At 38.6% G+C, this 24,619-nt stretch carries 25 protein-coding genes; 24 read left to right on the top strand and 1 reads right to left on the bottom strand.

The annotated features are described in order from the left end of the window. Nucleotides 1–10 precede the first annotated feature (10 nt). The 20 genes from FHK87_RS11070 (at nucleotide 11) to FHK87_RS10975 (ending at nucleotide 20,672) form a co-directional block, all read left to right on the top strand. Nucleotides 11–3,436 carry a hypothetical protein gene (locus FHK87_RS11070; protein ID WP_140592796.1) on the top strand — a complete coding sequence of 1,142 codons (3,426 nt, stop codon included), beginning with the start codon at nucleotides 11–13 and terminating at the stop codon, nucleotides 3,434–3,436. 10 nt (nucleotides 3,437–3,446) lie between these two features. Continuing rightward, nucleotides 3,447–3,842, top strand: a complete 396-nt coding sequence (locus FHK87_RS11065; RefSeq protein WP_226294203.1) for a hypothetical protein — start codon at nucleotides 3,447–3,449, stop codon at nucleotides 3,840–3,842. A 16-nt stretch (nucleotides 3,843–3,858) separates the two neighbouring features. Further along, on the top strand, nucleotides 3,859–8,109 hold the full coding sequence (locus FHK87_RS11060; RefSeq protein WP_140592794.1) for a strawberry notch C-terminal domain-containing protein: 4,251 nt from the start codon (nucleotides 3,859–3,861) through the stop codon (nucleotides 8,107–8,109). A gap of 15 nt (nucleotides 8,110–8,124) precedes the next feature. After that, on the top strand, nucleotides 8,125–9,093 hold the full coding sequence (locus tag FHK87_RS11055; protein WP_140592793.1) for an AAA family ATPase: 969 nt from the start codon (nucleotides 8,125–8,127) through the stop codon (nucleotides 9,091–9,093). Then, nucleotides 9,090–10,097, top strand: a complete 1,008-nt coding sequence (locus tag FHK87_RS11050) for a DUF7192 family protein (RefSeq protein ID WP_140592792.1) — start codon at nucleotides 9,090–9,092, stop codon at nucleotides 10,095–10,097. Before FHK87_RS11055 ends, FHK87_RS11050 begins: the two co-directional genes overlap by 4 nt. Further along, nucleotides 10,094–10,441 (top strand): hypothetical protein, encoded by a 348-nt coding sequence (locus FHK87_RS11045; RefSeq protein WP_140592791.1) that lies wholly within the window; start codon nucleotides 10,094–10,096, stop codon nucleotides 10,439–10,441. The genes FHK87_RS11050 and FHK87_RS11045 overlap by 4 nt, the downstream gene beginning before the upstream one ends. Before the next feature lie 3 nt (nucleotides 10,442–10,444). Then, a complete protein-coding gene (locus tag FHK87_RS11040; RefSeq protein WP_140592790.1) occupies nucleotides 10,445–10,984 on the top strand; it encodes a hypothetical protein in 540 nt (179 codons plus the stop codon). A gap of 13 nt (nucleotides 10,985–10,997) precedes the next feature. Next, a complete protein-coding gene (locus FHK87_RS11035; RefSeq protein ID WP_140592789.1) occupies nucleotides 10,998–11,654 on the top strand; it encodes a hypothetical protein in 657 nt (218 codons plus the stop codon). A gap of 17 nt (nucleotides 11,655–11,671) precedes the next feature. Next, complete coding sequence (locus FHK87_RS11030; protein ID WP_140592788.1) at nucleotides 11,672–11,926, top strand: hypothetical protein; 255 nt, start codon at nucleotides 11,672–11,674, stop codon at nucleotides 11,924–11,926. A 28-nt stretch (nucleotides 11,927–11,954) separates the two neighbouring features. Continuing rightward, nucleotides 11,955–12,434: a hypothetical protein gene (locus tag FHK87_RS11025; protein WP_140592787.1), complete on the top strand. Its 480-nt coding sequence runs from the start codon at nucleotides 11,955–11,957 to the stop codon at nucleotides 12,432–12,434. A gap of 84 nt (nucleotides 12,435–12,518) precedes the next feature. Beyond that, on the top strand, nucleotides 12,519–13,031 hold the full coding sequence (locus tag FHK87_RS11020; protein ID WP_140592786.1) for a hypothetical protein: 513 nt from the start codon (nucleotides 12,519–12,521) through the stop codon (nucleotides 13,029–13,031). Nucleotide 13,032: 1 nt separating this feature from the next. Further along, nucleotides 13,033–13,488, top strand: coding sequence for a hypothetical protein (locus tag FHK87_RS11015; RefSeq protein ID WP_140592785.1), 456 nt, complete (start codon nucleotides 13,033–13,035; stop codon nucleotides 13,486–13,488). 6 nt (nucleotides 13,489–13,494) lie between these two features. Then, nucleotides 13,495–14,388: a hypothetical protein gene (locus FHK87_RS11010; protein ID WP_140592784.1), complete on the top strand. Its 894-nt coding sequence runs from the start codon at nucleotides 13,495–13,497 to the stop codon at nucleotides 14,386–14,388. Nucleotides 14,389–14,394: 6 nt separating this feature from the next. Next, the gene (locus FHK87_RS11005; protein ID WP_226294202.1) at nucleotides 14,395–15,324 is read left to right on the top strand and encodes a TniB family NTP-binding protein; all 930 of its coding nucleotides are present in this window, start codon (nucleotides 14,395–14,397) and stop codon (nucleotides 15,322–15,324) included. Between the two features lie 28 nt (nucleotides 15,325–15,352). Continuing rightward, entirely contained in the window at nucleotides 15,353–16,168 is an 816-nt protein-coding gene (locus tag FHK87_RS11000; protein WP_140592783.1) for a hypothetical protein, read from the top strand. Between the two features lie 38 nt (nucleotides 16,169–16,206). Further along, the gene (locus tag FHK87_RS10995; protein WP_140592782.1) at nucleotides 16,207–17,181 is read left to right on the top strand and encodes a hypothetical protein; all 975 of its coding nucleotides are present in this window, start codon (nucleotides 16,207–16,209) and stop codon (nucleotides 17,179–17,181) included. Nucleotides 17,182–17,258: 77 nt separating this feature from the next. Continuing rightward, the gene (locus tag FHK87_RS10990) at nucleotides 17,259–17,474 is read left to right on the top strand and encodes a hypothetical protein (RefSeq protein ID WP_140592781.1); all 216 of its coding nucleotides are present in this window, start codon (nucleotides 17,259–17,261) and stop codon (nucleotides 17,472–17,474) included. Between the two features lie 237 nt (nucleotides 17,475–17,711). Then, nucleotides 17,712–18,719, top strand: a complete 1,008-nt coding sequence (locus tag FHK87_RS10985) for a hypothetical protein (RefSeq protein ID WP_140592780.1) — start codon at nucleotides 17,712–17,714, stop codon at nucleotides 18,717–18,719. A 231-nt stretch (nucleotides 18,720–18,950) separates the two neighbouring features. Further along, nucleotides 18,951–19,415 (top strand): hypothetical protein, encoded by a 465-nt coding sequence (locus tag FHK87_RS10980; RefSeq protein WP_140592779.1) that lies wholly within the window; start codon nucleotides 18,951–18,953, stop codon nucleotides 19,413–19,415. 222 nt (nucleotides 19,416–19,637) lie between these two features. Continuing rightward, nucleotides 19,638–20,672 (top strand): ATP-binding protein, encoded by a 1,035-nt coding sequence (locus FHK87_RS10975; RefSeq protein WP_140592778.1) that lies wholly within the window; start codon nucleotides 19,638–19,640, stop codon nucleotides 20,670–20,672. Nucleotides 20,673–20,801: 129 nt separating this feature from the next. Here the strand turns inward: FHK87_RS10975 and FHK87_RS10970 are convergent, their stop codons facing one another. Next, nucleotides 20,802–21,509 (bottom strand): hypothetical protein, encoded by a 708-nt coding sequence (locus FHK87_RS10970; protein WP_140592777.1) that lies wholly within the window; start codon nucleotides 21,507–21,509, stop codon nucleotides 20,802–20,804. Between the two features lie 386 nt (nucleotides 21,510–21,895). Between FHK87_RS10970 and FHK87_RS26205 the strand changes: the two genes are divergently transcribed. The 4 genes from FHK87_RS26205 to FHK87_RS10955 all read left to right on the top strand — a co-directional run bounded on the left by FHK87_RS26205 (nucleotide 21,896) and on the right by FHK87_RS10955 (nucleotide 24,544). Continuing rightward, nucleotides 21,896–22,048: a hypothetical protein gene (locus FHK87_RS26205; RefSeq protein WP_226294201.1), complete on the top strand. Its 153-nt coding sequence runs from the start codon at nucleotides 21,896–21,898 to the stop codon at nucleotides 22,046–22,048. Nucleotides 22,049–22,132: 84 nt separating this feature from the next. Then, nucleotides 22,133–23,053 carry a hypothetical protein gene (locus FHK87_RS10965; RefSeq protein ID WP_140592776.1) on the top strand — a complete coding sequence of 307 codons (921 nt, stop codon included), beginning with the start codon at nucleotides 22,133–22,135 and terminating at the stop codon, nucleotides 23,051–23,053. A 235-nt stretch (nucleotides 23,054–23,288) separates the two neighbouring features. Beyond that, the gene (locus FHK87_RS10960) at nucleotides 23,289–23,768 is read left to right on the top strand and encodes a hypothetical protein (protein ID WP_226294200.1); all 480 of its coding nucleotides are present in this window, start codon (nucleotides 23,289–23,291) and stop codon (nucleotides 23,766–23,768) included. Nucleotides 23,769–23,773: 5 nt separating this feature from the next. Beyond that, nucleotides 23,774–24,544, top strand: coding sequence for a hypothetical protein (locus FHK87_RS10955; protein ID WP_140592774.1), 771 nt, complete (start codon nucleotides 23,774–23,776; stop codon nucleotides 24,542–24,544). The last annotated feature ends 75 nt before the right edge of the window (nucleotides 24,545–24,619 follow it).

The raw sequence follows: 24,619 nt of genomic DNA, 5'->3' as shown, positions 1-24,619 counted from the left end.
GAAAGTACTTATGGAAGATCACATCAACATCACTACCGATGCTCAAAGTAAAAAAATACGCCTGCACTTTATCAAGGAAGTACCTACTTCCCTAAAGACCTATTTAAAGCGTTTGGGGTTTGTGAGTAATGCTTCTGTTCCAAATGTATTCCATGCACGTTTGGCAACCACCTATATTCAATTTGCCACTGATCTTCAACAGTGTCTTTTAGGAGATTGTGAGTATACTGCTATTCCGATCATTCCCTCTTATACGGCAGAAATAGCTTCCATTGCTTCAGGTCATTTTTCTATTGCTACCCTCACATTTATGGAGCAAGGAATTTCTAAAACCGAAAAGAAGCTGGTTTTTGATCCCAGGCGTTCCGTTGCGATAATGATTGCTGAACAATATGGAAAACGAATGTATGGGGCTAATTTTAAAAGTGCGACTGCTATTCCGAAAAATAACCGTTCCGGTGCGCGTAAAATGCTTGCTCAAGATGATGTGATCCTCCCGGAACAACAACAAATAATCGCTGAAACACCAACGACAGCACAGCCCGTACCACAACAATTGACCAATAAAAACGGGGTGTATACCGAAGAAACTGCAAAAGATCGCTATGAGCGTATTGACATTCCCATTCCAAAAACCGCCAAGTATGAAGCGACTATACAAATAGTCCATGATGAAAATGACCAATATCGATTTGCGGTGAGTACCCAAAAGAATTTTGGGGATTATAGTGATAATTCGTCTCCCCTTAGTGATCGCAGTACTCCTTATACCACTAAAAACGAAGCCTTACAACTTGCTTTTAAAGAAGTGATCACCCGCATCGAATCACAGATCAGCGTTAAAGATACTATCCTATCCAATGAGGATAAAAAAAATAACGTACTAGGCAAAGCATTACAAGCCACTATAGCATACGCTAAAGAATTGGGGATTGAAATTTCCGATCCTAAAACGCAACAACAAAGTACTAAAAAAGAACAATCAAAAGAAGAAACCGATACCCTTATAGAAATGCCCATTTCAGAGGTTGTATCGGATACCCCTTCAAATGAAAGCGAGCTGACCACAATTGTACAAACAGTAGGTGAACAATTAGATGCATTAGCCATACAAAGTGATGTAGAAAAGGATAAAGAAATCATCCAAGATGTAAGGAATACATTTAATGAAGTATTGACCACGCAAAAAACAAATGCTTTTGAAAAAACCGTACAGGAATTTCTAAAAAGGCAGGAAATCTCCTTATCAAAGCTAAACCGATTGATAACCCAACAGCAGTTTATTGATCTTTTCACCCCACTTACCGATGCATTGTCATTGCCCCCTCTTGAAATCCCTACATATCCCAAATATCGCATTGTACAAAAATGGACTCAGGTTAAAGCGGAATTGCTCGAACGGTTTCAGCACCTTATTGATGCCAAACCGGACACCTTGCATTTTACCTATGCATCCTCAAAAGATGAAACCACCCCACCCGAAGCATTAAATGTTCTCAAGGTCACTATCGAATCGGATCGGGATATGATCGGGTTTTTATTTGAAAAAGAAACACAATCCCTTATTATAAACACCCTCAGACCCAATGAAGAAAATGAGGTTGTCTATTCAGGGAGTGCGATTACAACGGGGAAACTAAGTGCTGCAGTGAGTTATATGGTTGCATATCCTGAAACGGTATTGATCAAGCCCTACACGATTGCCCCATATCCATCTACCCAAAAAGAGCCTGATACTCCTACATCACAAACTTCTAAAACGGTGATTCGTGACTATATGAATGTAGCCACCCCTCCTGAATCCATAGCAGAACAAGAGGACATTTCTGAAGCTGCTTTGGACGAGCAGCAAGACACTGATGTCAGAACCCTATTGGTAAAAAAAGGTTTTACGATCCCTTTTACGGGAACAGAAGTGTATCAACAGAATCGTAAGGTATTTGATTTACATGCCCGTTGGGGGGATTTGCAAGCGCAATATGAAACCCATATTGAGAATGACCATCAAAAGCGTATTGAAGCTTTTGAAAAGCGACTAGTCACATTGAAAGGCAAACGGGATAAAGAGAGTATAGCCCTTAAAACATCTTTATCCGAACAGATTACCACCCTTCGATCAGAGATCGATGCCTTGCAAGAGTTCCTCTATGAAGAACAAGAGTTGTTCCAAAAAGAACTCTATGAAGCATTATTAAAAGAAGTTCACCAAAAAGCATACACCTTTACTGATGAGCAGTTTGAGGTCTTTCGCGACACTATTTTAGAACAATTATTAGAGGGCAGGATGATTGAGAATTATGCCGATCAGCCCGTTCAAAAAGTAGCATCATTACTAATCGAAGACTTTTTCTATACCGCTGATCCCCCAATTAAAAAGGGCAATGCCCTCGATTATTTGGATAAGGTCATTGCCATCATGCACGATCACTATATAGAAGGCAGGCGACTGACCAAAAAACAGGTAGAAGCAGTCAAATCAGAAGCAGGCGTACCAAATTTGGGGATGCTATGGGAAGCGGTAGAACTAAGCTGGCTGTTATGGTACAAAATGCTGTATCAACAACCCGGTTCTTTTGAATATAAATTGCAGTCTATGACTGCCTTTTGGGATGAAGTGCAACCCGGTTATGCCTATTCCGACAGCAGTAAAGAACTCTATAAACAGTATTCTACCCCTTGTCCTATAGGAGCGATTATAGCAGAATACACTGATATGGTAAATGCCCAAAAGGTCTTTGAACCCAGTGCCGGAAACGGACTATTAGTCCTTGGCGCAGACCCCAAAAAGACCCACGTCAATGAAATTGACAACAACCGCAGGGCATCTCTGGAAAAACAAGGCTTTGCAAAAATCACCTATCAGAATGCAGCCGAACCCTTCCCAAAACAAATGACCCGTGCTTTTGATGTGATGGTGACCAATCCTCCTTTTGCCAGTTGGGATGCCCAAGTCAATGAAAAAAAATGGATTGTCAGTGAATTCTTTAATAGCTATAGGCGATTGGATAAAAACCGATTGCGATTGGAACACGCCATGTCAGGGATTGCCCTGGATACCTTAAAGGACAGTGGAAAAGCAGCCTTACTCTTAATGGGGCATATCTACTTTGATGATCGTGGATATATAGCAAAAGCGCGCCCCTTTTTCAATTGGTTGTATATGCATTACCATGTAGATGATGTGATCAACCTAGACGGGTTTACGCTTTACAACAAACAAGGCGCAACCCCAAAAACAATGTTGGTTCTCATTAGCGGAAGAAAGCGAAAACCGACCAATAGAGCTATCGCCCCCACTCGAAAACAAGCAGGGCGTTTAGATGTGGTTGTCAACACTTTTGAAGAATTGTGGCAACGGGTACAGCCCCATATCAAAACCCCAATAGACGTATTACTACAAAAACTTAAAATCGAAACGAACTATGATATTCTATAACAATCAATTGATGACTTCAAGGGCAGAAGCTATTTTATATATGGTCTACAACCCTGAAGAATTTACCAATTATGACGACCATGAGTCTGCCCTTTACATTCAATTGCATGAGCTAATCGAACGCGCTATTGCAGAGGGAGATGATCCTATAATGCTGATCGAAGAATATTTGGGTGTTATCTATAACAGTGGCGATACCACAGATGAAATTGCCACCTTTTTGTTTCAAAGTGATGCGATGCATAAAGCCCTTTGGACGTTACAAACGAATTGGGATACGATGGATGAGCATCTACCGGGGAATTCCCGAATGTTTTGGGAGATCGATAAAGAAGAAGCTGTGCAGCTCTATGCCCAAGTGACCCTACGAACCTATTTAGAAATGCTTGCCTGCCAAGACCAATAATTAAACCCTAAAAGAGATGTCAGAAGAAACAATTGCAGAAATACCCGAAGAATTTACCCAAGAAGCTCAAGAGGTAGCCAATTTAGCAGCTGCTCAAACTGCCTTAGTTCGCTATGTTCCAAAATCAAAGGCTTCCTTTGTGATGGATACCCTGATTCCTAAGAATATGGCTTTTGAAGCACAGAAAGCCCTGAACCGTATTGTTAAGGAAAAAGGAAATATTGATAATTATGTTCGTAATGCCCTGAAATACGTTTCCAGTGCTGCCTTATGGAAGGCATTATCGGCAGAACAGATCGATGGGGTTGCGCTCTATTTAAAACAATTTGAGCGTGGTCAAGGGGTAATTATAGCTGATCAAACGGGGCTTGGAAAAGGTCGGCAGGCAGCAGCGGTGATCCGCCATGCGATCATGAACGGATACTTGCCCATATTCATTACCCGTTCTCCAAATTTGTTCACTGATATATACCGGGATTTAAAAGGGATTGCCTTTGAAGATATCAACCCCTTTATTCTCAATGTGGATAAAGCCAATGTCAAAGATCAAGATGGTCACGTCGTGTTTAGTCCTCTTGGCGCGAAACAACAAATGGAGCTATTGACCTATGAAAAGACCTATCCCATAGAGAGTCAAGAATCTATTTTGTGGCATAAAAATACAAACACGCCCTTTCCCGATCCCGAAACCACTCCTGAACTTACTATACAGGATTCCATTGATTACTTACCTTCTGAGTATAATGTGATTTTTTCCAGTTATTCACAAATCCAAAGCGCACACCCGTTTAAGCGGAAGTGGTTAAAAAACATTTGTAAATCGGCTGTACCAGGCAGTAAGAAATACAAAGAGGTGGTTTTTATCCTCGATGAATCTCATATGGCAGGGGGCTATGATTCTAAAATCGGAAAATGGATGCGGGAGGTACTGCCCATGACAAAAGCTTGTTGTTTTTTAAGTGCCACCTTTGCGAAGTACCCGGAGGTCATGCCTTTTTATGCGAAAAAGACCGCTATCCAAGAAGCAGGAATGAGTGATGAAGATTTGGTTGGTGCGATGACCAGCGGAGGATTAGCCCTACAGGAAATATCAGCATCTAACCTATCGGAGAGTGGACAGCTCATTGGTCGTAAACGTTCCGGTGAGGGCATTGACATTCAATACATCACCTTAGATCAAGAACCTGCCCGTAGCCGAAACCGGGAACGCGTGAACCGTATCATTACCCTTATGAATGATGTGGTACGCTTTGAAAGGGATTATGTCGACAATATCCTGGATACCATTGATCGGCAAGCTAAAAAAGTAGACGAATCGGTCAGTCAAAAACCTAAAGGACTAGGGGTAAAACAAGCCCCTTATTTTTCTAGGGTGTTCAATATTGTGGATCAAATGCTTTTTGCATTAAAGGTTGAAGAAGTAGCCAAAAAGACCCTTGAATTGTTGCGACAAGATAAAAAAGTGGTCATTGCTTTTAAATCGACGATGGGTACTTTTTTGAAAGAGATGAAAGTATCGTCAGGAGATGTGATCCCAATGGAAGAATTGAATTTCAGTAGAAGTTTGATTAAAGGCTTGGATAGTGTACTGGGCTATAGTTTTACCGATATTGAGAATAAGAAAAGTAAACGAAAAGTAGACCTTTCCAGCTTACCACAACCGGGTATTGACGAATACCATCGGATCAAAAGAGAAATGCTTATGGAAGCTTCGGGGCTTAGTGTAAGCCCTATCGATCAACTGATTCATTTAATCCAGAAAGAAACCAAACCTGAAACGCTCGGAGGGCATAAAGGCAAGCATTTTAGGGTATCGGAAGTTACAGGAAGAAACCAACGGTTGTTTTTTGAGGAAGACCAAGCCATTGTAAGCGCTTTTAAAGGGGATACGGAAGAATCCTTCCGATCTTTCAATAGTGGGGAATATGATGTTTTACTGATCAATCAAAGCGGAAGTACAGGGGCATCGGCACATTCTTCTGAAGAATTTAAAGACCAACGTCAACGGATTATGATCAGTCATCAATTTGAATTGGATATCAATGTTGAAATTCAAAAGATTGGACGCATCAACCGTACCAAACAGGTCAATTTGCCCGGCTATATCTATATGGCTAGTGATATTCCAATGGAAGTCCGGTTAATGACCATGCTCAAAGGGAAATTAAAATCTTTGGATGCCAATACTACGGGTTCGCAGAATACCAGTGAACATACTTTTAAAAGCCCGGACTTGTTCAACAAATATGGGGATGAAGTAGCATGGCAATGGGTCGATGATAATCCACAGATGTCCGAGCGTCTTGGAAAACCTACTTATGTAAAAACATGGGGCGGAAAAGAAGAACGTAAAAAAACAAAAGTCGGGGCAATACGACAAGTGACCGGACGTGCAGGACTCCTGTATGTAGAGGAACAAGAACAATTATTCAATGATCTGATTGCACGCTATAACCACCTTGTTGCTATTGAAAAGCAACAAGGCACATACGATCTGGAAACCGAATTTTTACCCTTGGATGCAGAAATCCAAAAACGGTTTTTGCATTATCAGGGAAATGGGGGCAATACCCCATTTGGAAAGAATACCGTTCGGGATAAAACCATCATCAACAATTTAGAACGTCCATTTACCAAAGCGGAAGTGGATGAGCGGATTACCAAACAACTGGATGGGAAAACGCCTAAACAGTTACAAAAGGATTTTCTTGCGCAGTTAGAAAAGGAGTATCCTGAGCTTATTGCTTCCAGAAAAGCAAAACTGCTGGACATTATCGAAGTGATGGAAAAAGAGCTTGCCCAACTACCGGAAGAAGGTTCCGGAGCAGATGAAGCTGCCAATGAAAAGATTGCCCTGTTACGAGAACGACAACAAGAACGCATAACAGACAAAAAAAGTGCGATTGCCATTCAGGAAAAAGAATTGCTTTCCATACAAAAACACATCACCCGATATGCAAGCTATTGGAAAGTTGGCGATATCGTTAAAGTTCCATTAATATCCTCTATTCGTGAAGGGAGTTTTGGATTTTTTACGGGAATAAAGATGGGGAGGAGAAATGAAAATCCCTATACGTTAGCCAATATCACTTTTCACTTTGCAGTAGCAGATTCTCGCAAATCGGTCACCTACGACCTTAGATATTGTAGAGAGTATCTCGCCGGGATATACGCAGAAAGCCAAGAGATTACCGATGAAGAACGCGTACAGGTATCGAGTAATTGGAACGAGCTGATTAAGCAGGCATCTTTAAAACGGGAAAAACGGTTTATCCTCACGGAAAATATTTTAGCAGTCTCCAAAGAAATAGGGCGATATAACAAACTGATTAAGTACAATACCACAACCGGAACGATTAAAAGTGGCATTTTAATGGCACGGGATTTTGGAAGAAAAGAAGCGCCTTTCGCACTGATGCCGATTTCGGAAGGGATCAACTCGATTCGAGCCTTAGAAACCGATACTAGTTTTGAAGACCATACGGGGAGCATACGGTTTAAAAAAGTGAAAGAGGGGTATGTTCAGGTATTGATTAAAAAGAAAAAACAGTATCAACTTCCTTTAGATGCAGCGCTCCGAGGGCTAATCATGCGTCAGGAAGGGCAAAGCCCTGATGAGCTTCCTGAATTTATTCAAAACGCCGGGGATATGGTGGGAACACTATCGGACAATAATCTCCTTGCCTTTCTAAAAGTCCTGGATGGATATGGCATTAAAATAGAAGCCCCTTCACGGGAACTGGAAGATTGGGAAATAGAGAATGCGTCAGATTGGAGTGAGCGCACCACTAGCAGTGATGAACGTTATCAGTATGAGCTTGGGCGCGCCTATGGTACAGGGAGTAATCCACAAGTCGGATTTATCGAATACAATGAACCTAATGGAGCATACCCTTTTGGAACAGTCACCTACGAACGGATATTGACCGATAAAGAAAAGTACAACTATACCCTTGTACCGATATTCAAGAACATCGAAATCCCGTACTTGGAATGGCGTAATGCCATTAAAGGAACACCCATTGCCGAGGAGTTTAAAACGATCCTTCAACAAGCCAAAAGCGAACCGATATATAAAGCTATAGAGCTGTTGGGGTATTTTTTAACCAACCACCCCCACGAAGATGGAAATTCTGAATTTGTTTTCGGAAGGTATACCCCACAAGAATTTGGTAAAGCCATCTATGAAGATATGATCAGTCCTATCGGAGTGATAGATATCCTCTTGGATAAACTACAACTCGCCTATACAGCACTTGCTGCTTAACTCAAAAAAACAGTCATGAAAACCTATACAGAAACTTTAGATATTCCTGAAATCGATCAAATCCCAAGTTTTATGAAAATCCTTGATGATTTGCGGGTGGGCAATAACGTCTTTTTAAAAGGCATTGCCGGAACAGGAAAAACAACCTTGGCAGAAAAAGCTGCTTATGCCCACTTCGGAAGAAGGGAAAACGACAAAAAAGCATTGCCTTTTATCATCATCACCTGCAATCAGTATACCTCTCCTATTGATATCAAAGGAGGGCAAACCATCACCGGCTATAAAGAAGGTGGGCTTATTGAAGCATGGCGGGAGGGTAAAATCCTAATTATTGACGAAATGCCCAAACTCGACCCGAACACCGCAGGGCTATTGAATGACCCACTGGCAAAAAGCGCCAAAGAAGGGGCAATCATCTTTAACGGATTAAACGAACCTGTGGAAAAGCATCCTGACTTTGGATGCATTGCCACTGGAAATGTATTTGGTAAAGCGATCAGCAGCACCTATATAGGAAACAATAAGCAAGACAGCTCTTTGTTAGACCGCTTTAGTGGGAGTAGCTATGAGATTGGTTTTAATGAATCCCTTGAACGGTCATTGATCTATCCGCACCTTGTCGATGCCTGTATAAACATTCGCAATACCATTTTGACCTATGAAGGCAAAGACAAAAATGCCAATGAAATGGAAGATATTATGACCCTGCGGACAATGGTCAACTTTCAACGGGTATATGAGTTAGAAATGTTACGACAAACAGGGGTTAAAGACCCTATGGGGAAAGCAGTACGCCCGGTGCGGAATGGAAAAACCCTCAAAGACAGTATCGATAGTTATTTTCTAACCATGCACCCTGACAAGGCAGCATATGTAAAAGAAGAATCGAATGTAGAAGAATTCCTGAACCGCTATAAAGGGGTGGAAATGAAACAGTCGTTTATAGAAGAATACAAACGAAGAAACGGATTGTTAACGGTATGAGACGTCCTTTATCACATACCATTTCCTTACCAAAAGGAACAGCATACTATACAACTTTTGATAGTAGTACGGACTTTCACGATTTTGTGGACGATCAGATACAACAGCTAAGTACCGGGAATCGCAAAGCGTTTCAATACCTTGATGCTCGGACATTACAAGAAATACAAGGGCAAACTAGCTGGTACGGATCGCCATCCCCTAAAAGTATCGATGATCTGATCACTCATGATTATTTTTTAGGGATGCCGCTGTTGGAAGTCATCCGACCCAAAATAAGAAAACAATTAGAACACTACTTAAAAGTTGCGAAAGATAAGATTCTTCCTAAACCCAAAATGGAGTATAACGATAAGGGATTAGGTGTATTTTCTTTTGATAGGGCTTCGATGGGATTATACAGGCTGCAACCGACATTGGCAACCCCCCCGATACAAAAGCATATCAATCAAATGAACATCGAACTGGACAGGGGTAATAAAACGACGATTATTAAAGATGTGTATGCTCAAATTAAGGATAAAGCGACCGCTTTTCCTGCCCTTCAACTATACATCACCGCAGGGGCAAATGCTCATGTAAACGGAGATCAACTGCTATACGTTGGTTTAGCCTGTGCCGAACTAACAGATTTTATGGAATCACGGGGCATTGCCATAGGAGTGAATATCATTTTTGAAACCCATTTCAATCAAAAATACACCATAGGCATTGTTCGGGTAAAACGTTTTGAAGACCCGTTAAACCTGAATGCCTTATTACTGTTGAGTAGCGATCCAAGGTATTATCGTTATCGAGGGTTTAAAGCCCTGATTGCCTTAAGCAATTACTTTGGACTAATTATTCCTTATGGTCTGGGGAGTTCGAAAAAAAACGTGGGAAAACAATTTGTGCAAGCTACAGGGGCGAATGGGTTTGTCTTCGAGCAGAGTTATAGCATGAATACCGCAATCAAGGAAGTGACAAGAATCATCACCCGGTATACTCAAAATCTAACACCATGAAAACAAAAAAGACCACAGAAAAACAAGCTAACATTTCTAAAAAAGTGATTGCCACTATGATGGACAGAGCAATAGCGATCCAAAACGATTGTCGTGAACATTGCAGGGATTTTAAGATCATGACCTCAAAGGAGCATAACGATACGCTAATCTTACGTTGGACGACCATTGATATCAGTGATATAGACCGACCTGTACAATGTTACCGATATGAGTGTTTTGAGCTGGATGGAACACCACAACATTGTTCTATCCATTACGCAGACCAAGAGCAAGCCAATGCTTTTTTCTCAGGGCTTGCCACCCTATATACACAACAATTTGCCATCGATCATAAACTATAAAATATGTATAAAACCAAAGATTTAACCCTGAAAGACCTTGCAAAGATCAAGATCAAAAATCAGGCTGAAATTGTGCAATACATCGGGAGTGAACTCGACCCGAAAGAAGCCCATGAACAGATTAAAAACGCGTCTAAAAATTTTACAATTCCTAATGCGAAAGCAGAACAAGCAGACGCATTGCTATATGCAATCTACTCCGGTGAAGCAGTCACTACTACCCATTCGAATGCCAAGCAAATGGAATGGCAATACCTTTCAAAACAAGAAGCACTCGAAAAGTTCAAGGAAGGAGTTAACGTCTATGCCATCGGGGAAGATGACCTAAAAGTACCCGTAGAATCCGAGGGGATTATCAGCTTGACCAACCGATTTGCCATTCAAGTAGAGAAGACAAAACCTCAGAAAACGAAAAAGGAGAGCACCAAAGCACAACCGCTAACCAATGCACAAATCAAAATCCTGAAAATCAAAAAGGAAAAAGAGATTGCCCTTATTGCGATCCGATTAAAAAGAAAAAAACGAAACCGCCAAAGCGCATAAAAACCCAATACCTATGATATCGATTAAAGAATTTTTAAAACTAGATGTAGAAAAAATTGATGATCCTGAAATCAAAAAACAAATTCAGGAAATAAGCTTAGAATACAAACGTGCAGAAGATCAAGCCTTTTTTATAGAAAGCCTTCAGGACAGTATGGATGCGCTCTATGAAATTGTAAAAGAAGAATCTCCACAAGCCATCACAGGCAATACGGATGCATCTCCGTGCGAAGAGCCGGAAACACCCAAAACCGAAACTTCTAACCCTAAAAAGAAAAAAACAAACAACACAAAAAAGACAACCAAGGAGAAGAAAACCACAAACGCGAAAACGACAAAGGAAGATGTCCTTCCCATGAATGAAAAGTTAAAGCTGTGTGATAGGCAACTCAAAGCATATCGGGCGGAACGAAGAAAATTACTTCCCCAAAAGCCACCCCCAACCCGATATGAGAAAATCAGAAGGCACATTGTAGGGTTAGGGAAACTTATCCCCCCAAAACTCAAAGATGATCTGGAGACACAGCGCAATACAAAAAAGCTATTGATGAAAGTACATCGTGATCTGTTGAAGAATTTTAAAATGACTTCCCTTAGAAACATTGACAGAGATCAAAAAGCCATCAAGGAGAATTTTGAAAAAATCGAAGAAAAACTAGAACAGGAATAACCCCTAAAAACAAAAAGATGACCGCAAAACAAAAATTTTGGATTACTACATCAGCAGGACTAGCTATTGGAATGGCAGAAGCCCTTGTATTCTACAACATAGGAAGAAACGAAAAGGCAGACAAATTCAGGGTGCAAGTGCCTAAAGGTGCAGAATTATTAAAAACATTGGGAATGGTAGCGCTAACTTCTGTATTGACTGCCGAGCTATCCAATCAGATTGAAAAAGTATTGGATGCTAAAATGGTAGCATCCCTTGCCCCTGCATCCTAGAACACACATTCATCAAAAAACGAACAACATGAAGAAAGTAAAATTTCAGAGGTTTTTGGAAACCAACAAGATCAAAAAGACAGCGCTTCCTAAACCTTTACAGGATAAAATTGACATATTTTGGCAATTACACGAATTACAAGATGCTATACAGGATGCTGACCGACAAGATTTGTTAGATCAAATAAAAGAGCTGGACTATGAGATTTTGGGCAATATCGAAGAACAATACGAAGATCAGTTGGAAAATAACGATAGAATTCAGGAATTAGTAAAGTCGCCTTTTCTAAAGCCGGAGATGAAGAAAAAACTGAAATCAAAAGTATCCACTAATGAAACCATCGTACAAGAACTCTTTGATATGGGAAGGATCGAAAACATCGGGAGGTCTGAACTTCGGGAAATGGGATGGAAAGGCGAAGTAAAAAACTATCAGGAAGTAGGGCGTTTTATTGTTAAACGCAGCGCTTTTTGGTTCTATCTCTATAGCATCTATAAAAAGAAATAGCCTGTTTCTATTCACTACATCAATCATCATCATCAATCATCACACTTGCCCTACGTATACGGGCAATTAAAACGAACAGTTATTATGGAATATACACATATCCGTTACAGCGAATTTATCAAAGGAAAAAAATGCTTATACCCTTCAACCCTCCCGGTACATATCCGGGAGAAAATACGAGTCTTTAGGACACAATTAGAAGATTATGAAAAGCATCTAAAAAATAATGATATTCATCATCATTGTTACCAGGCACTCAAAGCCCTTGACATCTCCATAGAAAAAGCGATTAGGGAACACCTTGTTCAAAAAGTAGCTGCCAAAGCCAATACTGATATTCAGATTTGTAAAGCACTCCTGCATATCGGATGGACACATAAGATATGGAAACAAGAGCTTGTGGCGATGGGGATGCAACACCCCCTGAGCTGCCACACCCTTATCATAGGGAAATATAAACTCACATGTGCCAATGATACCTTACCTGTATATGATCTTATACCGCTAGGCACATCGTTACGCAAGATCAGCATCAAGGAGGCGATGATCATAAAGGCAACCCAAACGGACACTATTCAACGTTTAAACCCATCGTAATATGGATAAGGATGGAACTAAAATTAATTATGCCGATATACAACGTGGGGTAGATCTGTTGATCCAACGGTTTGGAATGCAAAAGACCTTATCCATTGTACAGGTGTTGCATTCAGCAGGCACACACCCGGTAACTAAAAAGACCTATAGTGATTTGATCATGCAGTTTGTGATCTCTGAAAGTGAACGACTTTTTGAGGTTGAACAAGAGCCGGTAGAGGAAAATAAAGCCTATGCCGATGCGAGGATGGCTGCCTACCACCTCATTAAAAAATACACCAATAAAAGTTATGCACAAATCGGTAAAGCCTATGGGCAGTCTAAACGGGCAGTGATCTATCATTACAATAGCTGTAAAGAAGTATTGGAACTGCCCAAGATGTATCGGGATTTTATTGAAACCTATACAAACCTAGAAGAAAACACGCTACAGTTTATCGCCAAACTACAAGAATAAAAAGCAATGAAAGATATAGAAAAAGAAGTGGTCAAGGTGTTGTCACAAGATCAGGAGACGATCCATTTTGAACGCCCACAATCCGAAGAATACAGCCCGTTAAATAAGGCGGTTATTGAAAAGGATATTGGGGGGAATAACCAGAGGGATACAAACAATTGGAATCCTTGGAAACCAAAACCTGCTACAAAACAACAAGAGATAGAAGCACAATCCCCACCTACTGCGTCACCGGAAGATACCCTACCGGAAGATGCTCCCGAACAACCCATTGGGCAAGCAGAGCAACATACAGGGGATACTGACCAACCCAAAGACAAAACCGAAGAACCACCATTTGAACTGCCTACTGCCAGTGCCAAACAAGCTGCGGACACGATTTTGGGAATGAGTAACAATTTTTTAGCGATTGGCGGTGGGTATTTCGTGAAAATTAAAAAGCATAAGGACTTTTATGATTATGACGAAGTGGTTCAGCTCATTGACCAACAAAACGAGAAAAATGTCAACCGGATCAAACTGGATAAGGAAGACAAGGCACTTTTAAAACCCATTATTGTATCTGTACTCAAAAAGAAAGCAAAGAAGCTGACCCCAGAGCAGCAGCTTATGGGCGCAATCATCTCGATTGGACTAAAAAAGACCCAAACCGTGATGGAAGTACGCGCAGAAAATGACTTATTGGTGGATCGGATATTGGATATTATCCGAGAAGAAAAAAACGACCCCGAACCGGAAACCACAGACCAGCCCCAACCTTCAGAAGAAGTGGATGACTATGGGGAAGGATTTGAGTTGTATACAGAGCAGCAAGACCATCCCACCGAAGCGGACAAGCAATCTCTCCCTGAAGAAGTAGAAGCACTTATTGAAGAAGTAGACGAAGAACTAAACCCTTAATCCCCTATGGCAACAAAACAGCAAACAAAAGGAAGAAAAAAGATTACCTATCCCCAAGAAGATTTGGAAAGGCAACCCATGATTATGCTAGTATGTGGGGAAACGGGAGTAGGTAAAACCTATCGCAATAAAAAGGAAATCCAACGCTACTTACTAGATAATCCGCTATACGGAAAGAAAGGAAGAAAGGTATTAGCCTTTGATACCAATGATGATGATTACCCTGAATTTAAAACGGTCAATCCAAATTATATCAAAGCACTGACCGCAGTCGCCTGCCGACGTATTCGCCCCTTTAATCCCGATGGATCGGCAATGGATGACAATGAAAAACGGGAGGTAGTGGATAAAATCCTAAAGCATTTTAAAAATGGAATGATCGTACTTGATGACATTGATCATTATATGGCAGGGGCAAAAGGGCAATCGATGATTGGGGCATTGTGTACCGTGCGTCACAAAGGGATTGATGTATTGCTTACCCATCAATCGGTGGCTAAGATTACAACTTCTGAATGGCAAAACTGTACCTGGTTACGATTGCATCATCAGGTTGACGATGTGACCCGATATCGGGATCGTATCCCTAAATACCAAATGGTCAGGATCGCACAGCTTATCGTGGATGAGCAATATGATCTGTCTACCCGTGCCTATGCAGCAGGAAAGATTACAGAGGATGAATATAAAATCCAAAAGAGCTTTTTTGTCTATGTCAATATGAGACAACGAAAGGTAATGGGATGCAGTAGAGCTGCGTTTATACGCGCCTGTAAACGCTATATCGATCAGGAAGAAGGGAAAAAAGTACGCATGCTATTGCATGAAAGGGATTTTAAAGGGAAGCTAAAATATAAAGACCGTAACGCAGCCATCATTAAAATGATTTGCGACTATACCCTCTATCATGATCCGGTGACTCAAGAGCCGAAATAACAACAGTCTTTTTAATCCAGCTTAATTTATGGAACATATTATATCATTAGGAGCAGGCATGCAATCTACTGACCTCTTATTACGTGGACTGGAAGGAGAATTTGGAGAAGTACCCACACATGCGATTTTTTCTGATACCGGAAATGAACCCAAAGGGGTATATACTTATCTTGAATGGTTAATTGGGTATGTGAGCAGAGAATATAACTTTACCATTGAGGTCATTTCTAAAGGGAATATTTATCGTGATATGATAGCATATGTAGATAAAGAACGTAAAAGACCTTCCGGAATCCCATTGTTCGTTAAAAATCCAAAAACAGGAAAGAAAGGAATTTTAAAGCGTCAATGTACGTGGGATTATAAAATTCGACCCATTAGAAAACACATTCGCACCCTACTCCCTGAAGCCAAAAAAGTGTCGCTATGGCTAGGGATTAGTTATGAAGAAATGGAACGGATGAAAAAGGCTAATGTCAAATGGATTACCCATAGATTCCCATTGATCGAAAAACGAATCCGAAGAATTGACTGCATTCAAAATTTTAAAGCAAAAAAGCTTCCCGTTCCTATCCGTTCCAGTTGCGTGATCTGTCCGTATCATTCTGATAAGTATTGGCTTTGGATTTACGAACATGAACGGGACAGTTTTGATGCTGCGGTCGTGCTAGACGAAAAAATAAGACATTATCCGGGCATTCAAGATGAATGTTTTCTGCATGAATCCCGAAAACCGCTTAAAGAAGTCATTGTAGAGCTGCTAAAAGGGAAAAAACATGCAGCAAAACAATTAGAAATGTTTCCCGAACTCATTCAGGAATGCGAAGGAATTTGTGGGAACTAATACGTAAAAAATAGTTTAATTTTTAAATCAAAAAACAAATGAAAACAGAAATAAAAAAAATAGGATTTGTAAGGGCTGATAGCGGACAGTTGATGATTTGTGATCCTTGTTTTATCAATAATCATTTTAAAACAGATGATGTAGATCGGTATTCAAATCATACCATATTCAAACATACTAAAGATCAATCCCTTTGGCAGTTTTCTTACAATGGAAAAATAAAATCCTATCACAAAAAAGTAAATCAATTTCCGGGAGGATATAACGATGTGATTCCCAAATATAAAAAGACACCACAAGAGCTTATGGAATTAGAAGAATTTATAGATTCAGGAATTGACCCCGAACCGCATATTAAAGAAGGTGATTTTTCTTTTGATGGAATGTGTAAAATGAACTCTAAAAAATCATATGGTCAATTTGTATTTGAGAATTCAAAACATGCCGGGGTAACATTTATTTTAGGATATGGCGATGGAACGTATCCCGTATATGCGGAATTGAAAGATGATATCATACAAAAAGTATGGATAGAATTTTCTGATGATCAGAACATGGAGAAGATCATTACAAAATCCACGAATCGGACAGTATATGTCCTGGAGCATTACAGAGGATATATGCTTGTGTTGCCTGAAATTGATGCCGACTTGCAACAAATAGAAGTTTATGACCCAGAAAATGATACACTTTTTATAGTAGGACTTGATGATTCAAAGTCGCAAGGGAATAAGCAATCGATACATTTAGATGATCCGATAAAGGCAGCGAAAGAATATGTTGATTGGAACGAAAGAAATACCGATTTTATTCTTTTGGATTCTGTTGGAAGTTTTATTGACAACAGAGGAATTGTATATCCAAAACTTGTCAATGGATTGCCCGATATTGAGAATCATATGAACATTCAAGACACCTATTCAGAGTGGAGAGAAAGTTTAAGCGATATTGATAAAAAGGAAGTTGAAAAAATGATAGGGATGAAAATAAAGGATATTCCTTACCCATACTAAAGAGTATTGGGACTTAACTATGTAGGTATTGATAGTCATATTCATTTCCCATATTTTTGCAAAAGACAAAGGAACTAATGAAAAATATGGGAATTGAAGATACTTTACTGGAGTATCATAAAGCAACTGGGAAAGATTGGAAATATCATATCAAATATGTAGATACAATGCCAGATTTTGCGATACAAATTAGAGAGGTTTGTATCAATAAGTCGTATATCAAATTCTATGAGCAGATGGATAATGAGACTAAAGAAAGTGTGATTTATTGGATGATAGATACAAACTCATAAGCTTAAAGAAATCAATTTAAACACATATACTTCTAATGTTTTTTTAAACTTATCCAATTAAGATAATAAGTAGTAGATAAAAAGAAAACAAAAATCCCCTAAATGTGGAAATCCGTAAAAATCATAAAGAAAGATTGTTGATTTTTACAAACAATTATTTATGTAAAAATGTTTAATTGAAAAGAGGTACTTATATATCGTCATTGTACACAACCTTGGAAAAACACTATTTATTAAATGAAAGATAAAAGACCAATCGATAGAAAACGAGAATCAGCTGGAATGGCTGATATCGGGACGAAAGAGGATGGTGCAATTATTGAAATGACTAAAATTGGTGAAAGACTTATTGTAATCAAAGAAAAGTCCATTTATGAATTTATGATGGCAGACGAAATTGACCCTGAGCGAACCAATATTAACCTTCCGAATAATATACATAAGCTCATAATAAATCAAGGTTCAGAATCTGAATTAGTCTCAAGAGTCTTTTTGACTGCCAAAACACTATTCAAAACTGAACTATTTTCTAAAGAAATTGATGTAAACAAAGCTCTAACTCTATCATTAGAAATACTTCCAGAACTTGCAATACTTGACAAGGAAATTTCAAGTTTTATAGAAAAAGAAAAACAGCTTTGTGATGAATATGAGGCAAATAGAAATAAGTCTGTTTCATATTCAATACCATCATTTGGAGATATTGAAACTAGATGTAAAACAATTTTTCAAAAAGCTGACCATTGTGAGCAGATATTGATGGAAATCATTACTATTTTCTTTATTGATTTAGGTTTAACTAAACAATCTCATTTCCCTAACTTTTATGAGAAAATAAAAACCAAATACACCGAGGAAGACCCTTTTTCAAAATTTCTGAACTCAACACTTTCATTTATGAAACGTATCAGAGCATTTCGAAACGCTTTTGACCATAGATTAGAAATAGTTAATGTGTTTGACTTTGAACTTCAAAAGAATTCGGACGTTTTAATGCCATCTTTTGAATTGAAACATAAAGGAGCAAAAATGGAAAGGCAATCAATAACTGAGTTTTTAGCGGTAATTGTGCCAAATATGATTCATATTTTCGAGAATACGATAGCGTATATGAGTAACAAAACATTTACGCCTTCTTTAATGGCTAATGGAGTCAGAGAAATTCCCGAAGAAAAAAGAAGATATAGGTTTGTAAAATACAGCTTTTGGGCACCATTAGGTGTTGGCGGATATTATAATCAATAAAAAAGGCAGTATACAACACGGTGCCCTATAAAATATTGTTAATAAATGTTAACCAATAGGTTTGTACTTATTTGCAAAGACCGCCAAATTTTATATTTGGCTTTTAAAAGAGAAAATTAAAAATAAAATAGAAAAATTCAGCTCTGTGTTAATCCGAAAAGTTAGTGTCTTTTTTACGCTACGTTTCATACACTAGACCATTAATAATAACAAAAATCAAACTTAACAAATATGAATGGAATTGATCAAATAGTGGAACTTTCAAAAGAGTATTTAAACGCTCATAATCGAATGAACGAAAGGTTTAAAAAATGGAATGAAAATAAATTTGATGTTGTGAAATCAACTCTAAATAAAGTCCGTGAGCAATTAATTAACGAAAATGACTTCTTTGTAAATAATTTATACGTGAATTCTGACGAGAATAAAACTCAAGTTAGCTTACGAGCTGGTCAGACAATAGTTCCGAATTCTGAAAAATTTGAAAAAGGTTTTGAAATTAATTTTTTTCAAATAAACAATGGTAAAATATATGCCTGTTATTACAATAACTCGATAGATAAAAACAGTATTAGCAACGAACTATTTCTTTTTGATAATCTTGAGGAAATTACTGAAGAAAAAGTTTTAGAATTAGTTTATGACGGAATTAAAAAATCAATGAAAAGCTCTTTTTTATTCAATGGAGATAAATAAAAAACAGAATAATTGTAGTTGCTGACTACGTTTACAAAAAATAGCACGAGTCGTTTATAAAAGAAAGATTCGTGCGTTTTTAGAAAGTCTCCAAATTTTTAAATTTGACAAATTCCCTGAACAAAAGTAATTAGTAAATTAAAAAATTCTACTTATTTCTAATCCTAAAAGCATAGCTTTTTTACAGCGTTACTTTTCATATAAAAACTTTTATAATGCATTATGATTAACTATTCAGAACAATATTTCGGAAAAGATTTAATTGATCTTAGCTATGAGGACATTGTGAATTTTTTCGCTGTAGAGAAAGAAGAATCGGATAAAATCGAATTCAAGGCTTTCCATCCTGACTTTGGTAATTTCAATAAAAATCTAGAAGGAGTTATCAGAGGAATTTGTGCTTTTTTAAATTCAAATGGAGGTATATTAATTTGGGGAGCACCACTTGGACAGAAAGTAGATGAAAGAGTTATTTTTCAAGGAGCATTATCACCTGTGACAGAACTCAAAGAAAAAGATTCCTTAATCAGCAAAATATCAGATTCAATAACTCCTCTACCAGTTAACATAAATGTAAATATTATTAAAAAAGAAGACAATTATTTATATGTGTTTGAAACACAAATTAGTAATTACAGCCCTCACCAATTTAAGAATACTTACTTTGCACGTCTTGACGGACAAACTAAGCCAGCACCACATTATTTAGTTGAAGCTCTATTTAAGAAAATTAGCTATCCCAATATTGAAGGATATATTAATTTAGATAGATATAGGCCACTTTCAAACGGACAAAGACTTCTTGATATTTCAATACTTATGTTTAATTTTTCGGAGCTGCAAAACGCTTACAATTTGACCTATCGATTAATGTGTGTACAAGGAATTTTTGCAGGTAGTCAAAATCAGGATACAAGTAAATATTATACATATAATGGTCATATGTATGTGCATAAAGATTTGAACGATATCTTGCATTTTGGTGCTCCAGACAGAAACACTCAAAGAATTATTTTTAATATGGATAAATTAGCAGACAACCATAATTGTGAGATGGATTTAATTCTGACTTTCGGAGGTAAAAACTCACCATTAAAACTTTCAGAGTACAAATTGGATTTTGGAAAAGGATCAATTGCAGCTAAGAATCCTGTAGGTTTGTTTAAAAGTAAGAACGAAAACAAACTTGTGTCCGTGCATCAAAAGGAAATTGGTTCAACAAGAGAAAACCAATTGAAAAAAATGCTGAAAAGATAAAGTATTATATCACTATATATTACAAGTAAGGCGATTAGTGCTTAATCGAAAAGTCATTGTTTATCCGCACAATAGCCAATGATGATAGTCTTCACATTTCAGTTGTTTCTAAAATAAAAAAGATGCTGTTTAAGAGAACGAAAAATAATACCCAATCAACGGTATTACTATCATTCCCAAACGTACCAAGGCATCTAGGTATTTTCTTTCTTTGTACTTTATAATAAAAGCATCTATCCCTTTTCGGATTAATGAAATAAGTAAGAAAATAAAAAAATATACAGGCAACGCAATGATCCAGAAACCTATATAGATTAATAAAGAAATAATCAAAATCCAAAATAACTGAACCCAAAATAACGAATAGTTATTAATCATAGGATGGAGTCCGTTCATGATACTTTCGTATAGATTGTTTTCATTTAGTAAAAATCTTAATAAGTAACATATAGTTGGAAATAATAACAACGCTAACATTACAGGATTTTTGAGGTGAGCGAGAAAACTTCTTTTATGAAATTGTACCCATTCAACACTAATAACAATAAGCACTGATAAACCAAAAAGATTAGCAATGAAATCAAACAAGTAATTCGAAAGATTTTCCGGGAACAACTGAATTGAATACCACGAAATAAGACAACAGACCGCTACTATAAGGCAGTATTTCTTTAAATTAGGGGTTGATCTTAAAGTAGGTTGTTTAACAAATTCCCAAATTTTTATATCAGTATAGTTATACATTTTTTCAATATTATCTTTGTAGGGTTGCTTATCAACCATTGTTACTACATAAAAATAAAGTCCACAAAGTGCTGCAAGGATAATTAAGATCATATTGGTGTGTTTATTTAATGTATTAGTCTGTTATTTATCCTGATTTGTTACATCTTAATAGTATTTCGTTGTAAAACAGTTTATTTTATAAGTCATATTCCTGTTTTCAAATTAGTTATATTAAATACAATAATTTTAATACTCCCTTATTATAACTTGAATATACAATATTTTTATCCTTTTTAAGAAGAATACCTATCCCTTCAAAATTCCTTAAAATAATTTCGTACCCCTTCTCCCCTTTGCAACCCTTATTAGGTACTCATCCCTTACTTTTCTACGTATAGGGGTACGAAAATCATACGCGGATTTCTGGAAAATACTGCACAAGTTTGCTGTAAATGGTTTAGAAACCACGCCAAATAATCACTTAAAAAAGTACAGGAATGGCACATTCAAAAGATTTAAACTACGCTCCAATTATCGCAGTTGCGATTTTTGGGCTTTTCGCAGGAGGTATGGTCGGCGCACACTATTTCGGACCAAAACTTTATGGAAGTAAAGACTCCAAAACTCAAAAACCACAGACCAAGAAGTAAGCTGTATTTAGAGATACTCATTTTTTAGGACTGTACCCCATTACAAACCCATACCATAGCAATGGTTATTAAAAACACAACAACATGGATTACAATGATGAATTAATGCGTTATCAGGATGACGCGGAGGATAGATACGATGATTATCACGACGTTGAGGATATGTATGACGCGTATGAAGATGAGGAAGATGACTTCGAGAACGGATTGGAAGGAATGGAAGACGATTATGATGCGTATGACGATGAATACGAGGACGAAGATGAGTATATGGATTATGAGGAAGATCTATACGATGACTATACCCGTACTTCGATTCAAAAGATAGACCCTAATGACAGAACGCTGACCATTACGGTAAAGAACACTACTGATACCGCGCAGGAAGCAGTCATTTTTGGTGGAAACCAAGAAGTCGCGCAACCTGATGGAGTTACGGTAGAAGTCGAGGAAAGTAGCCATAAGGAAGTCCGTGAAGAATCCAAGGCGAATCCTTTTAAGATCGCCGGGATGAAATACTCCGTAAGTAGCCCGTTACAGTTTGATAATGTATTAAAGATTACCAAGCGTACTGCTTCAGGATCGAATAATATTCAGGTATATCAACCCCGTAATGCGACATCACCACAGAATTTCACCCAATCGCTCATTGATGATGACAATTTTGAAATGAACGTCACGGGACAGGATTCCTTACGACTGGTGATCAATGCGGAAACGACTGCGGTTTTTACGTTCACCATCAAGGCGCGTGCGAATATGGGGAATCTGTTACACGGAAGAAACGTAGCAGAATTATCCAGAGTGCCGAGAACCACCGGACTCCCGCAAATTGACCTATTACGCAGACGCAGACCTACCGCTTTAGGCTTACGTCCAAGAAGAACAGTACGCAGACGCCCTGCAAGACGTGGCAGACCTGCCCGAAGCCGATTTGTCGGCAGAAGACGTGTAAACTCGCGAAGATACCCCACGACCTCTTGGCTAAGAAGACGTAGGCGATAGATACTTGATAAAAAACCAAAGTGCATTGCCCAACAATGCCTTTGGTTTTTTTCCCAAAGGAATGGAATATTAACCTTACCGCTATCCTATGAAAAACAAGAAAGAAAACGTCTCCCCTAATAGTATTGAATACATTGTCTATAGCAACCCTGATCCTGTTCGCAAGCTGATTTACGATTGCGGTTACGAACCGCCAAAAAAGCTGCACCACTTAGCGAGTGCTACAAAGGAACTTGTGCAAAAAAAAGGGAAAACGATCATTACCGAACTACTGGAAGTGCATCCCGATAAAAAAGCAATTCAGGCATTGCCTACAGAGAAAAAAAAGAAAAAAGCCTGTAATGCCTGCAATAATGATAGCTATAACGATGTGGATAATTTTTGCGGTTCTTGTGGGCATTCCAATTATAGCGGATCAGGCGATGAAGATAGCTTTTTGGATCAGTTTTCAGATATGTCAGATAAAATGTTGGAGAAATACTACAAGCGTATTGTGAAAAAATCTAATGCCGATCCTGATGATTCCAAGATTGCTAATGAAGTACAGATGATCTGGAATGAACTGCGCCAAAGGCGTGCAGTACCTAGTGAAGACCCTCCAAAAGCCCCAGCCGAGGAACACCCAAAAACCAAAGGCTTACAACGAGAAGAAATGATCCTGATGGGATTAAGTTTTCTTGGAGGATTTGTCATGTGTTCGGTACTAAAAAACTAATTAGAATGAGTAGAATGACACAACAACAATATAACCAAGCGGTCAATCTGATGAGCCATTTGATCTTGACCAAACCCCAAGTGGTGATCGCGCTTTTACAGAAGCATGGGGAAGTTTTTACTTCTGCCCCCAATCGACAACAATTGATTGATGGGGTATTAGAAGCCCTGAAAGAAGGTAGCCCGACTTTTCAGAACGATCTTGAAGCAGTGATCAATGTACATATCCAAAAGAAAGGAAAAGAAATGCTCGCTTTGGAAAAGGGTAACGATGCTTATGTTGAAGAAGAAGATGCTTTTTTTGGCAGTCTGGCTAAAATCGCGATTGGCGGGGTCGCCAAACTGATCAGTAAGCGCAAAAAACGAGGAAATAGAGGCGGTAGCAGTAGCAGTAGAAGTTCCGGCAGGAGTAGCGCTGCTGCGGTAGCTGCTGCCAATGCCAGAGCCAGAGCGCAACAAGCTACTTTGCGTCGGGATATGCAACGAAAAATGCGAGAGCAGCAAGCCCAACAGCGAAGACGAGAAGATCAGTTGCGAGCCGAGATGAGAAGGCAAAGCGAACGCCAACAAAGAGAAAATGAAATGAAGATTGCCAAGATCAATGAAGACAATCGAAAGAAAAATCGAAAGGTGATGACTGCCGGAGGAATTGGGGTTGGATTATTGGTGTTAGTAGGCATAGGGATGATGATGAACAAAAAGCCCGCACCAACAATGCCGATGCCCTATACAATGCAACCACAGCTACAGCCATCGATGATGCCTGTACCCCAATAATGATAGTGTGATGGTAGGAGATGGTGTGATTGACCTATTGGTGTTAGATACACTCTTTGATGAGTATAACCCTTC

The organism is Aquimarina algicola (genome assembly GCF_006443095.1).
In the GTDB taxonomy this organism is placed as follows: domain Bacteria; phylum Bacteroidota; class Bacteroidia; order Flavobacteriales; family Flavobacteriaceae; genus Aquimarina; species Aquimarina algicola.
The sequence above is the reverse complement of the archived record's forward strand: the minus strand, read 5'-3'. Positions and strand labels throughout refer to the sequence as shown.